Here is a 13,506-nt window from a genome sequence, read left to right on the forward strand (position 1 = left end):
ACGATAGCACCGATAGAACCACGAGACGGTCGTTCCTCGCCGGTCTCGGCAGCCTTGGATTCGTCACCATCGGAACTGCGGCCGGTCGAACGAGGGCCGCGACAGGCTCTCAAAGAACCGACTCACAGCCAGGCGAAGGTTCGTTCCCAGATTCGGACGGACTCGAAGCAGTTGTCGACGATGTGATGGCCGAACGGATCGGGACGACGACGCCCGGAGCTACTGTCGCCGTCGTTTCGGGAGAGGAACCCATCCTCACCAAAGGATACGGCGCTGCTGACGCTGATGCTGATGTTCCGGTCCGAGCCGACGGGACGATGTTCAGAGTCGGGTCAGTCGGCAAGCTCGTGACCTACACCGCCGTTATGCATAGCGTCGAACAGGGCGTACTTGACCTCGACACCGACGTCAACTCGTATCTCGGCGACTCCGCTGTCACAGTTCCGGCCACGTACGACGATCCCGTGACGCTCCGGCATCTCGGCACTCACACCGCCGGGTTCGAATCCCACCTCGATCCCGATATCGTCGCCGATCCAGCCGCTCTCGACTCGTTAGAGACGGTGCTCCTCGACGAGCAGCGCTCGCGCATCCGTCCGCCCGGCGAACTCGTCGGGTACTCAAATTACGGCGCAGGGCTCGCTGGCCACGTCGTTGCCGAAGCCCACGACAGGACATTCGAGGAGTACGTTCAGTCGGAGATCTTCGACCCGCTCGGGATGACTCACAGCACGTTCGCCCAGCCCGTCCCGGCCGACCAGCCTGGCGACCTCGCTGCGCCACACATCCGCGACGGTGACTCGTTCCTGGCAGCTGACGACGTCTACATCGATATGTGTCCCGCGGGCTCGCTAAGTGCGACGGCAACGGACATGGCCGCGTTTATGAGTGCGCACCTCGGCGACGGCGCAGTCGGCGAAATGCGTATTCTCGAGGAGGAGACAGCCAAGGCGATGCATAGCCGCCATCACGTCCGTCACCCGGCAGTCACGAATTGGCGGTACGGGTTCCACGAGTACGGGAGTCCCGACGCCAACCTCATCGGCCACTCGGGCGCGACGGTCAACTTCACGAGCTACCTGCTGCTCGCCCCAGACCACAGTGCTGGGATTTTCATCGCGTTCAACAGCACCCCGAGTGAGGGTCCGAAAGCGGTCGTTGACGAGATCGTCGCCGAGTTCGGTCTCCAGCAAGCACCGACGACACCGACACCGGCTTCGAGACCGGGCGGTCAGGAGCGAACCGAAACGGTCGCCGGCGAATACAGCCTCTCGTATCTCCCGCGGAGCGGGCCACTCCAGGTCGCCGATCTGCTCACACATCTGAGCGTCGAGCCCGCAGCCGACAGCCGCCTGCGCACGAGAACCCTCGAAGGAGACGCCCGACGGTGGGTCGAGACTGAACCGTACGTGTACGAGGAAGTTGGCGGCCACGATGTCCTCGCCTTCGAGATCACGGATGGCGAGGTGGACGTGCTGCATATGAACAGCGAACCCACTGGCGCCTATCAGCCTGTTCCGTTCCACGAACGCCAGCTCGTGACCGGGGGTGTCCTCGGGAGCGCAGTATCCGGGTTCGGTCTCTCGCTCGCGGGATGGGGTGGATACAGTGCCTGGCAGCAGTGGAAACAGCATCGCACCGACGAGAACCCTGACACGGAGGGCTCTGAATGACAGACCAGCACGTCTCTCAACAACGAACCGAACAGCAGCACGAACAAGCCGACCGAAGCGGGTACACTCACGGCGTCAAACGCCGATCGACCAGTCTTTCGTGGCTCGCTCGTGCAGCAGGCGTCGGCCTGAGCGGTGTCTCGATTGGGTTCGTCGTGCTTTTTATGTTCGTCTTGGAGACCGACGGCGATCTCACGCTCATCACGCAACCGCTTCCGATGCAGATCGCACTCGCGCTCCCGTATCTCATCGTAATCCTCACGCTCGGGACGACTGCCGGTAGCCTGCTGGCATGGCGGTACCGTTACTGGTCATTGCGCACACGCATCCATCAGACGATATTGGCGCTGCTGGGCTTCGCGTTCTGCTGGCAGCTCTCAACCCTTGGATTCCTGGCGGTGTAGTCCCAGTGAACCACGTCGTATTACCCAAATCTTTCGATGCTACCAATAGTGTTGACAGCCACCATCGCGTATGAGGCTCGTCGCTGAATTCGAGATATACTGCGACGCGCTCCCGCTCGTCGAGGTAGCAACGACAGTACCCGAGGCAACGATACTCCTCGAACTGCAATTCAACCACGGGGAACGACCGCTGTTTCTCGTGACCGTGACTGACGGGTCGCACCAACCGGTTGCGAACGCTCTAACTGACGCCTATGACGTCGGTGAATGGACGCTTATCGGACAGGCCGGTGACACGCGTCGGTATCAGGTGATCCCCTCGCTCAGTTTCGAGCAACAACTTGGCGTCCATATCGACGACCTCGCGGGTCTTGAGGCGCTTGCCAGGGCAGACGCGATCATCGAACGGATCGAGGTATTACCGGACGGCTGGCGACAGACGGGCTGGTTTGCCACCCGAGACGCGTTCAACGAATTCTCGGCGTTCTGGCAACAGAACGCCGATTTTCAGTTGTCACGCCTCACTCGTGACGGTGAGTCCGAACCGCCAGGTGACGGGCTGACCGACCAGCAGCAGGAGGCACTCCGGACGGCGTACGAACTGGGCCATTTCGATATCCCCCGTCGGGCATCGCTGCAAGAAGTCGCCGCAGAGTTAGATATCTCTGCGTCGTCGGTTTCTGAGCGGTTGCGTCGTGCCCAAACGCGGCTCATCGAGGAGACAGTGGCGACGACCTGGCCGCCGCTCCCCGATTGACGTCCCACACGCTGGAGCACGTCCGCACTTAAATGGCCGGATGGCTGAGAGATAACGATTCCCCAGTCCCGTCCAAACTACGACACGCACAATGCAGACGGTCACGTCAGCAGATGGCACAAGCATCGCTTACGAACACCACGGAGAAGGGCCGCCGCTAATTCTCCTTCACGGCGGATCCGCTCCCCAGTACTGGACGCCCATAGTCCCTCGATTCGTCGACGATTACACCGTTGTCATCCCCCATCGACGCGGAGTTGGGGAAAGCGGCGACTCCGAGGAGTATAGCCTCGATCGGGGAGTCGAAGATATCCGTGCGGTCATTGATGCAGTCGATGGAACGCCGGTTCTGTTCGGGCATTCGTTTGGCGGTCTACTGGCGATCGAAACCGCCCGAACTGCACCAGTCGAGGCGCTTGTCGCGTACGAACCGGCAGTCCTCGTCGGTGAGTATAAACAGCAGGCCGACCTCGCGTCCCAGATGCAGGCGCGAATCGACGACGGGGAACGCCGACAGGCGATGAAGTTCTACATCCGCGAGGTGATGCACGGTGGCGACGTCGATGACCTCGACGGCTGGCTCGACGAGTGGCCGCCGTGGCCAGACATTGTCGCGCTGACCGAGAACATCGCGCGGATCAACCGCGCCATCGAGCAGTACCGTCTCCCCGAGTCGTTAGACATCGACGCACCAATACTCCTACTGACCGGAACCGAGGGGCCGCCCCATCTTCGAGACGGCATCCGTGCGGTTGACGAAGCCCTCTCGGACAGCCAGTTCGTCGAGTTCGAGGGCGTCGGCCACGGCGGTCCAACAGAAGCACCAGATCGCGTCACCTCCGAGGTTCGCGCCTTCATCGACGGGAAAGAGACACCCGTCCCCGAGAGGAGCGACTAACACCGAATTACCCGACATCATTTCGTAGTGGAACGGTCTTCGTAGAGCGACACAAGTCGCGCCTCTGCTTTTCGCAGATGGTTTGCGGCGGTACTTTTCGAACAACCCACCTCATCAGCAACTTCTCGAACGCTCGCTCGGCGAGGGATTTCGTAGTACCCGCGTTCCCGTGCAACTTCGAGCACCTCTTCTTGCCGGTCGGTCAACGCTGTGGCTTGCGACTCCCTGTACGCGTCGTATTCCCCGAGGCGGTTGACCGACACAGAGAGGTGATCGGGAAGGTTGGCGACCAGATCTTGGAGGGAATCTTGTTCGCCAGCGATCTCGAAGAGCATCTCACCATCGGAGCCGTATTCGATTGGTGGGACGACGAGCAGTTCCGTATCGGTGAGGAGGGCACGGAGGCGACTGGCGAACCCCTGTGCTGTCTCCTGAATGTAGACGTAGAAACTGCGGTCATCAACCGGTGTTACATCGTACTCTTCGATGGTTTCCACGGCGTCAAGTGCCGCAAGGTACTCTTCGCGTCCCTCTCTCGTGTCTCCGACGATGTGGAGCAAGGTGGTGATGTACGCAGGGTTCGAGAAGTTCCAGTGCCGTAGGTGCGCTCGTTGAATCGAGTCTTGTTCGACGAGGAATTGATGCATCGGGTGTCGCGCCTCGGGCGGGAAGCGAATCTGTAACTGGAGGTACCGCATTAGTGGCGAGATCGTTCGGGAATAATAAAAAGGGGTGGACCTGTCCGACAGAACACCGGAGTCCGAGTGTTGACAATGGGAGCATATGAGCACAGATGCGAAGTATCCCCCCGGTCCGCGCGGATTACCAGTTATCGGCAATACAATCGATTTGAGTCGTGATATCTTCGCGTTTTTCGAGGAGTTACGCGACGAGTACGGTCGCGTCGCAAGTTACGAGGTGTTCGGGACCGATGCGTGTATGATCGCTCATCCGGAAGCTATCCAGCGGATACTCCTCGACGATCACGAAGCCTTCGAGAAGGGCGAGGTGTTGACCCGGAATCTCGCTGACGCGATGGGCGAGGGACTGTTCGTTACGGGTGGCGATCAGTGGCAGAATCAACGAACACAGGTACAACCGGCGTTCTACAGAGAACGGTTGAACACGTACGTTCCCGAGATGCGGTCCACTGCGGAAGAGACGGTCGAACAGTGGCGTGACGGGATGGTCGTCGATGTCAACGACACAATGACTGCGACGACGATGGACGTGCTCGGACGAACGCTGTTCGGCGTGGACGTGACGGAGAACCCAGTCGTCTCGGAGGCGTCGGATGCAATTCTCGCCAAGTTCGATACGAACCGATTCTGGTCGTTCCTCCCGGGCCGCCTTCCGACGCCAACGAATCGACGATACAGACGCAAACTCGATGAACTCCAGCAGTTCGTCGATGAGTTGGCTCAACAGCGGCGGAAACGGGAATATGACAATCGCGGCGATGACCTGCTGTCAATCCTCGTCGGATTTGTCGAATCGAGTGATCTGACACGAGAAGAGTTCCGTGACAACATAATTACGTTCCTCTTCGCTGGGCACGAGACGACGGCGCTCGGGCTGACGTATACCCTCCTCTGTCTCGCTCAACATCCCGACGAACAGGCTGCGCTCCGAGAGGAAGTCAATACCGTCTGTGACGGGGATCTGACCGCCGAAGATCTCCCGAAGCTCGAACAAACAGAGAACGCAATCAGCGAGGCGATGCGTCTCTACCCGCCAGTATATATGTTCTTCCGGGAAACGGCGCGAGATGTGGAGTTACAAGGATATACCATTCCGGAAGGTACCACCCTGGTCTTACCACAGTGGACTGTCCATCGTGACCCAGCGTTGTGGGACGACCCGGAAACGTTCCGTCCCGAGCGATTCGCCGCCGAGAACCGCCAAGAGTACGCGTACTTCCCGTTTGGCGGCGGCCCCCGTCACTGCATCGGAATGCGATTCGCGCGTATGGAAATGAAAACTATCCTCGCAGCGATCCTCAGCGAGTACTCGTTTGAACTTGTGTCTGACCCGAACCCAAAATTGATCACCAGTACGAACCTCAGGCCCGCCGAACCGATAGAGATAGAACTCCACGAATGCTGAATGAATTCAATATCACCCATCCACCGGCTGGAATCGACAGTGTATGCCTCGTGACCGAGATATATTCAACCTCGTACGTATAGCGAACGCTGAGACTGCCGATAATTCAGTAGATTCTGTTGCACGGTGCGACGCAGACCCATCAAATTTGGCAAATTGATTACAATATTCCAGATATGTCTAGTATGATACCAAATATCCTGATTCCCGACGCGACGGTGATGACCGTCGACGAGAAAAAATCGCCTGTATCGAAACGGGACAGTCGTCATCGATGGTGGGGCGATTCGGGAGGTACGGCCATCTGAAACAGAGGACTCGATGTAGCTGCCAAGACTGTCATCGACGGATGCGACCGGCTCGTTACTAGGGCTGGTCAACGAACACTCCGAACTGACGGCGCTCGCCGGTAGTTCAGCGAGATGGCTCTCGGCGGGACGTTCGTTGATCCAGGAGCACCACGCAGCTACGACGGGCGAATTCGGGCGACGATTTTCTTCGAAGACGTCCAGCGAGACTGCCTCGAACGTCTCGATGCAACGCAGTCTCCAGGCGCGGTGCTCGGGGTCCTCGAGGGAGCGATCAAAGCACTCAACGCTGGTGACGTTTCTGAACTCGATTGTGAACTGCTGTTCGGCCCCGTTCAACAGCTGATTTCCAGCGATACAACTGTATTTGAAACCGACAAACCGCCGAGGAGGAGCTGTATGCCAGTTTCACTGAGTTCGCAAGGCGTCCGTTTTCGCACCACAAGCACCGAGTCAATCCGCTCGGAAGAGCCAGTGAGCAGGGTTTCTGGCATAGGAATTAGATGATCGCTCTGCCTCGTTCCTAACGTAACACCGCCCGGACGTCCGACTTCGGTTATTTGTTGCCTAGCGACGCTAGACGGTGCATCTCGTCTTTCATCGCCGGATACAGATCTCGATACACGTCGTAATACTCGTCGTATATCGCCGTCCGCGCGGGATTCGCTGGCGTCGTGGTCGCCGCCGTCGTCGACGTTTTGAGCGCGTCGTATCCGTCGAATACGCCGCTTCCGATCCCTGCGAGGTACGCGCTTCCGAGCGGCGCGCCCAGCGGGTCGCTGACGTATTTCTGCTCGTACCCCGTGATGTCGCTGACGATCTGTCGCCAGAGATCGCTCTGTGCGCCGCCGCCGATCGCGAAGGTCCGACCGATCGGCACGTCGGCGTGCTCTATCATCTCGAGATTGTGCCTGAACCCGTACCCCACCCCTTCGAGGATCGCCCGGTACACGTGGTATTTGGTGTGTGACAGCGTCAACCCGGCGATCGTTCCCCGGGCCCGATCGTCGTTGAGCGGGGTCCGGGATCCGCTGAAGTACGGGAGTACGACGAGCCCTTCCGAGCCGGGATCGATCTCCGCCGCCTCCTCGCTGAGGTGGTCGTATTTCCCCTTCCCAACCCCTTCGTCGAGCACCGCTTCGCCCGCGAACTGGTCCGCGAACCACTCCGTGATCGCACCCGACGTCGCCATCCCGCCACCGACCGCGTACTTGCCTTCCACGCTGTGCGGCGTCGACCATACGCCCGGAACCGTCCGCGGTTCGGCGCACGTGGAGTAGACGACGCCGGTCGTCCCGTACATAAACACGGTGTCCCCGGGTTCGACGCCGCCGACGCTCAGGAGCGCCGCGATCGCGTCGACCGCGCCGGTCACGACTGGGGTCCCGACCGCGAGTCCGGTCCGTTCGGCGGCGTCGGGCGTGACCTCGCCAGCGACCTCCGCCGACCATTTCGTCTCGGGCAGCAGTTCGGGGTCGAGTCCGGCCCTCTCGAACATCTCCGCGTCCCACTCCAATTCCTTGAGATTATAGAGAGGGTGAAAAAAGGAGGCGACAGCGTTGTCCATCACGTACTCGTCGGTAAGTTGGGAAACGACGTACCCGACCGCGTCGACGATAGTCTCCGTCCGCTCGAAAATCTCCGGCTCGTTGCGTTTCAACCAGAGGATCTTCGGTCCGGCCGACTGAAACGAAAGCGAATTGCCGCACACCTCCAAAATTCGCTCCTCACCGATCCACTCGTTGAGGAGTTTGATCTCTTCCCCGGCGCGCGTGTCGACTCCGTATAGCATCCCGGGTCGAAGCGGAGCTCCCGACTCGTCGAGCGGCAACACGCTCGGCGCCAATCCGCTGATTCCGATCCCGGCGATCCGCTCGGGGTCGATTTCCGACACCGCCAGCAGTTCCCGGATTAGCTCGGTGAACTCGCCCCACCAGATTTCGCTCGGCTCGTGTTCGACCCACCCCGGCTCCGGCGTCGACACCCCGTGTGGGAGCGACGCCGACTCGATCACGTTGAGATCCGGATCGATCAGGAGCCCCTTCGAGTTCGTGGTCCCGATGTCGAAGCCGAGCAGACACTCGTCCATAATCGTCGTTGATTATGGAATACGATATAACAGTTGCGCCGCCGGAGGGGTCTCTCAGGACCGCTGTCGGATCGCGTCCGCGGCGAGCGTAATCCCGGTTATCATACTTTCGGGCGCCGCGATCCCCCTGCCTGCGATGTCGTAGGCGGTTCCGTGGAGCGTCGTAGCCCTGACAAACGGGAGTCCGAGAATGAGGACCGTCGCGCCGACGCCACCGCCGTCGACGTGGCTATTGACGAAGAGCGGAATATGCCCCTGGTCGTGATACATCGCGACCATACAGTCGTAGTCGTCATCGAGCGCCCGGTTGAACGCGCTGTCGGGCGGGAGCGGTCCCGACGCATCGATCCCCTCTTCGCGGGCCGCTTCGACGGCAGGAGAGATCTCCTCGCCGTCGAGCGTTCCGATCACGCCGCCGTCGCCCGCGTGAGGGTTGATACCGACGACGCCGAGCGACGGGTCCTCGATCCCGGCTTCGGGTAGCTTCTCGTGGGTGACCCGGATGGCGTCGAGGACGTTTTGGGTGGTGACGCGCTCGATCGCCTCCGACAGCGGAACGTGAATGCTGAGGTGGGTCACGTAAATTGTCCCATCGGTCAGAAGCGCGGTGTGGCTCCCGGTGTCGGTACGATCGACCATCATATCGGTATGTCCGGCGTACTCGCTGCCGGCCATCCCGATCGCCTGTTTGTGGATCGGACCGTTGCACAGCCCGTCAACCTCGCCGGAGATCGCGAGATCGATACTTCTGTCCACGTATTCGAGACTCACTCGTCCGTTCTCGGCACGGAGATCGCCGAACTCGAAATCACCGACGTTGTCGAAATCGACGACGTCGACGGGACCATCGTCCGTTATCGCGTCGACCCCGTCGACCCGCTGGAGACCGACATTGATCCCGTACCGTTCTGCGAGCGCCTCTAGGTGGTCGTAGTCCCCGAGGACGACGACGGTCGCGGTCTCCCGAACGCGGTCGCTCGCGACGGCCTTGAGCGTCACTTCGGGGCCGACACCGGCGGGATCGCCCATCGTCACGCCGATGATTGGCTTTCGTGTCAACATAGTCCCGTGTGTCACGCAATAGTATTTAAAATTTGTCCGGTTGCGGGCGGGCCGCCGACCGAGCGGCTCTGACGGGACTGAGTCCAGTTGGCGACGCAGAGTTGATCCGGGAGCGTCGGCCCGACCCCTGTCCATAAGGAAAGTTTATATCAAATACCTGCTCACTGTAGGGCAATGGAGCCAGTACTGGTAGGTGTCGACGCGGGCACCACGAACATCAAGACCGCGGCGTTCACTCTCGACGGTGAGGAAGTCACGCAGGCGACGCGCGAAACACCGCTCGCAACGCCGCAGGACGGCTGGGTCGAACAGGATATGTCGGCGACCTGGGACCGGACCGCCGCGACGATCCGTGACGTGGTCGAGTCTCTCGACGACGCCGAGGTGGTCGCACTGGGCGTGACTGCGCAGGGCGACGGCTGCTGGCTGCTCGACGACGACGGCGATCCGGTCAGGAACGCCATCCTCTGGTCTGACGGCCGAGCAGCGGGATATCTCAACGACTGGAAGGACGACGGCACGGCCGATCGGATCCGCCAGATCACCGGCAGCGACCTGTTTGCGGGGGCCGCGCTGCCCATCCTCCAGTGGCTCGCGGACAACGAACCGGGGACGATCGCCGACGCCGACACGGTGTTGTTCTGCAAGGACTGGATCAAATACCGGTGTACGGGCGAACGCGTGATGGACTACAGCGACGCGTCGCTCCCGTTCCTCGACATCGATCAGTTCGAGTACTCCTCGGAGATCCCGGACCTCGTCGACGTTCCCGGATTGGCTGATATGCTCCCTCCACTGGCACCCGGCAGCGAAGTCATCGGAACCGTATCCGATGTTGCGGCCGACCGGACGGGACTCCCGGCTGGAACTCCCGTCATCTCCGGGTTGATCGACATCGCGGCGAGTGCGATCGGCTGCGGTGCGGTCGAGCCCGGGGACAGTTCCTCGGTGGTCGGGACCACATCGCTCAACCAGACGTTTCTCTCGTCGGTTCCGGTGGAGCTGACGGGCCACGGATTCACGCTGGCGCTGTCTGACGGCCTCTACTGTCGGGCGATGGCGTCGATGGCGGGGACCCCGAACCTCGATTGGGCGCTGTCGGAACTGACGCCGGATTGGGACTTCGGGGACGCCGAGCGCGCCGCGAAAGATGTCCCTGCGACGGCCAAAGGGATCCTGTATCATCCGTACCTGAGCGCATCGGGCGAGCGGAGTCCATTCAACGATTCGGACGCTCGTGGGCAGTTCGTTGGCCTTTCACCGAACCACAGCCGAGCGGACGTGCTCCGAGCCGTCTACGAGGGAGTCGCACTCGCGATGCGGGACTGCTACGAGCACATCGAGACCGAGGCTGATCGGATTAGGATGAGTGGCGGCGGCGCGCGATCGGACCTGTGGTGTCAGCTGTTTGCGGACTGCATCGATGCGGAGATCGCCGTGCCGACCGGGGATGAGTTCGGCGCCCGGGGCGTCGCGCTCCTGGCCGGCGTCGGGGCCGGCGAGATCGATGATCTGGCGTCGACCGTTCGGGAGACGACGACGTACGAGCAGGTGTGGGAACCGCGCGACCGGTATGTCCGAATCTACGACGAGTGGTACGAGACCTACCGTGAGACATACGAGCAAATGAGGGCTGTGTGGCACCGGCGGGCACGAACCGCCGACCGGCTTCGGGAGGAGACCGGGCTCTCCTACGAGGTGTGACTGCAACGCCGTTGCCGGCGTCGGGGGCGTGCAGCCGGAGCGCACGGATTCGGGCGACCAAATGTATATTATGGTTCTGACCGTTGACGCCGTATGGAAATCAGCAGCTACGAACTGTTCGAGGTTCCCCCCCGGTGGGTCTTCCTCCGGCTAGAAACCGACACCGGACTGGTCGGCTGGGGGGAGCCGATCGTGGAAGGGCACGCCCGGACCACGGTCACTGCCGTCTCTGAGATCATCGACAACTACCTCATCGGCAAGGATCCGCTGGATATCGAACGGCACTGGCAGGCGATGTATCGCGGTCGGCACTTCCGCGGGGGACCGATTCTGATGAGTTCGATCGCGGGAATCGACCAAGCGCTGTGGGATATCAAGGGGAAACACTACGGCGCACCGATCTACGATCTGATCGGCGGACGTTCTCGCGATAGGATCGAGGTCTACCAGTGGATCGGCGGGGACACCCCCGCCGCGCTGGCGGATGCGGCGGTCACGGCGGTCGAAAACGGATATAACACGCTCAAGATGGCGCCGATCGGCCAGTTCCGGCGGATCGATTCCCCCGCGACGGTCTCGAAGGCCTGCGAGCGCGTCGCCGCCGTGCGCGACGCCGTCGGTGACGACATCGACATCGCAGTCGACTTCCGCGGTCGAGTCACGAAAGGGATGGCCAAGTGGACTGCGGCCGAGATGGACGAGTACGACGCGATGTTCTACGAGGAGCCGTTGCTGCCCGAACACTTCGACGCGCTCCCCGACGTTGCCGCCCACAGCAAGACGCCGCTGGCGTCGGGCGAACGGATGTACTCCCGCTGGGAGTTCAAACGAACTATCGACGAGGGGCTCGTGGATATCGTCCAGCCGGATCCCTCACACGCCGGGGGCATCTCGGAGACGAAAAAGATCGCCAGCGCGGCCGAAGCGGCAGACATCCAGGTCGCGCTCCACTGTCCGCTGGGACCGATTGCGTTCGCGACCTGCGTCCAGCTCGATATGTCGATTCACAACGCCATCGCCCAGGCGCAGAATCTTGACATCCACACACCGTACGAAAACGAGCATCTCGCGTACCTCGACGATCCGGATATCTTCAGCTTCGAGAACGGGTACGTGACGGCCCCGGATGCACCGGGGTTGGGCCTCGAAATCGACGAAGAGGCAGTCCGAGAACGGTCCCAAACCGGACTCGACTGGCAGAACCCGATCTGGTACCACCACGACGGTAGCGTCGCCGAGTGGTAGCTCGAACGAACATTTCGGTGATATCAGTCACAATCATTCACTACCACTGAATAATTGTTATATTTATGTGACTCACACGCAAACTGGACAAGCCGGTCGACTCTTTCTCTCGATTATCCCCGTGTGAATCTAATACACGTTGTTTTCCGTTGAAATGGGAGAGGTTTGTTTCCTCAAACCCCCTTTCTGGGAGAGCTATTCACCCAAGTGCTAACGGACGTACATTCGTTATTGTCTACTTCTCTCGTGTGCGCTGTCGTACTCGACTTTGGCACTTCGATCGATGACACTAGAAAATTATTCACTCATTCCGAAAAATAAGAGTTCCTCACGGCCAGATATATCATTAATTATGATCGCATTGATATTGTCCCAACGGGAGGCTCTCGAAAAATTCTGAATTAGTGAATAACCGAGATCGAAGAGGTAACGAGACCAGGTTACTCCTGCCGTATTCGTCGTCGAATCCGGTTTGCTGAACTGAGAACGAGTCCCGACGCGTCCTGCTGGAGGGTCTTGCCCGAGAGGTGTTCGTCGCTGCCAGTCACGCAGACAGCGCCGAGCAACGTGTCGTCGGAGTCGGTGACTGCCGAGGCGATACCCCTGACACCGTCGCGCCACTCCTCTCTGTTCAGCGCGAGTCCCCGGCTCTGAACCTCGTCGAGGTGGCTCAACAGCTCCGATCTGTCGGTCAGCGTGCTTTCGGTATAGTAGCCCAGCGAGACGTCGTCTAAGACCGCCGTGCGTTCCTCGCGGTCCATCGCTGCCAACATCGCTTTTCCACCCGCAGAACAGTGTAGCGGGAGGCGATCGCCGATCTCGACGATCCGCTCCCTATCACTGTGCGTGGCGGTCTCGATACAGACAGCCGCTCTGTCCTGTGCCACGACAAGGTTTGCGGCGAATCCTGCACTCGCGAGTGCGCGAACCTCCTCGGCCCCGGCTTGGTAGATCCGGTACCGATGCCGGACGGTCGTTCCCACCTCGAGGAATCTGAGACTCGCGTGGTACTTCCATCCGCTCCGGTCGACGTATCCGAGGTCTACGAGCGTCTGGAGGTGGTTGTGGACCGAACTCTTCGACAGCGAGAGGTGTTCGTTGAGCTCCGTGACTGTCGCTCCCTCCAGTTCGAGCAACGCGTCGATGACGCGCGCACTGGTAGCTGTCGCCTTGACTGGCGGGTCCTCGTTCATATGTCTGTGTCTTGTTCCCAACCCTCATAATTGTTCGGAATCGTCGAACAATCGAGAAACAGCGTTG

The 13,506-nt window shown here is 60.6% G+C and carries 12 protein-coding genes; 8 read left to right on the top strand and 4 right to left on the bottom strand.

The window, feature by feature from the left end:
* Positions 1 to 185: 185 nt before the first annotated feature.
* The 4 genes from NO876_RS11905 (at position 186) to NO876_RS11920 (ending at position 3,732) form a co-directional block, all read left to right on the top strand.
* Complete coding sequence (locus tag NO876_RS11905) at positions 186 to 1,673, top strand: serine hydrolase domain-containing protein (protein WP_256421890.1); 1,488 nt, start codon at positions 186 to 188, stop codon at positions 1,671 to 1,673.
* Positions 1,670 to 2,077, top strand: coding sequence for a hypothetical protein (locus tag NO876_RS11910; protein ID WP_256421891.1), 408 nt, complete (start codon positions 1,670 to 1,672; stop codon positions 2,075 to 2,077). Before NO876_RS11905 ends, NO876_RS11910 begins: the two co-directional genes overlap by 4 nt.
* Positions 2,078 to 2,147: 70 nt before the next feature.
* The gene (locus tag NO876_RS11915; protein ID WP_256421892.1) at positions 2,148 to 2,834 is read left to right on the top strand and encodes a helix-turn-helix domain-containing protein; all 687 of its coding nucleotides are present in this window, start codon (positions 2,148 to 2,150) and stop codon (positions 2,832 to 2,834) included.
* A 91-nt stretch (positions 2,835 to 2,925) separates the two neighbouring features.
* Positions 2,926 to 3,732 (top strand): alpha/beta fold hydrolase, encoded by an 807-nt coding sequence (locus tag NO876_RS11920; protein WP_256421893.1) that lies wholly within the window; start codon positions 2,926 to 2,928, stop codon positions 3,730 to 3,732.
* A gap of 17 nt (positions 3,733 to 3,749) precedes the next feature.
* On the opposite strand, the gene NO876_RS11925 is transcribed toward NO876_RS11920, so the two are convergent.
* Complete coding sequence (locus NO876_RS11925; RefSeq protein WP_256421894.1) at positions 3,750 to 4,430, bottom strand: helix-turn-helix domain-containing protein; 681 nt, start codon at positions 4,428 to 4,430, stop codon at positions 3,750 to 3,752.
* 85 nt (positions 4,431 to 4,515) lie between these two features.
* Here NO876_RS11925 and NO876_RS11930 point away from each other — a divergent pair, with 85 nt between their 5' ends.
* Both NO876_RS11930 and NO876_RS11935 read left to right on the top strand, forming a co-directional pair.
* Positions 4,516 to 5,838, top strand: a complete 1,323-nt coding sequence (locus NO876_RS11930) for a cytochrome P450 (protein WP_256421895.1) — start codon at positions 4,516 to 4,518, stop codon at positions 5,836 to 5,838.
* Between the two features lie 422 nt (positions 5,839 to 6,260).
* On the top strand, positions 6,261 to 6,653 hold the full coding sequence (locus NO876_RS11935; RefSeq protein WP_256421943.1) for a hypothetical protein: 393 nt from the start codon (positions 6,261 to 6,263) through the stop codon (positions 6,651 to 6,653).
* Positions 6,654 to 6,702: 49 nt separating this feature from the next.
* Here NO876_RS11935 and NO876_RS11940 read toward each other — a convergent pair whose 3' ends face one another.
* Both NO876_RS11940 and NO876_RS11945 read right to left on the bottom strand, forming a co-directional pair.
* The gene (locus NO876_RS11940) at positions 6,703 to 8,235 is read right to left on the bottom strand and encodes an FGGY-family carbohydrate kinase (protein ID WP_256421896.1); all 1,533 of its coding nucleotides are present in this window, start codon (positions 8,233 to 8,235) and stop codon (positions 6,703 to 6,705) included.
* A gap of 54 nt (positions 8,236 to 8,289) precedes the next feature.
* Positions 8,290 to 9,297, bottom strand: coding sequence for a PdxA family dehydrogenase (locus tag NO876_RS11945; RefSeq protein WP_256421897.1), 1,008 nt, complete (start codon positions 9,295 to 9,297; stop codon positions 8,290 to 8,292).
* Between the two features lie 174 nt (positions 9,298 to 9,471).
* Between NO876_RS11945 and NO876_RS11950 the strand changes: the two genes are divergently transcribed.
* A complete protein-coding gene (locus NO876_RS11950) occupies positions 9,472 to 11,001 on the top strand; it encodes an FGGY-family carbohydrate kinase (RefSeq protein WP_256421898.1) in 1,530 nt (509 codons plus the stop codon).
* A 93-nt stretch (positions 11,002 to 11,094) separates the two neighbouring features.
* A complete protein-coding gene (dgoD, locus tag NO876_RS11955; protein WP_256421899.1) occupies positions 11,095 to 12,246 on the top strand; it encodes a galactonate dehydratase in 1,152 nt (383 codons plus the stop codon).
* A gap of 440 nt (positions 12,247 to 12,686) precedes the next feature.
* Here dgoD and NO876_RS11960 read toward each other — a convergent pair whose 3' ends face one another.
* A complete protein-coding gene (locus NO876_RS11960; RefSeq protein WP_256421900.1) occupies positions 12,687 to 13,439 on the bottom strand; it encodes an IclR family transcriptional regulator in 753 nt (250 codons plus the stop codon).
* Positions 13,440 to 13,506 lie beyond the last annotated feature (67 nt).

Origin of the sequence: Halobellus rarus (assembly GCF_024494595.1) — an archaeon.
Lineage (GTDB): Archaea > Halobacteriota > Halobacteria > Halobacteriales > Haloferacaceae > Haloquadratum > Haloquadratum rarum.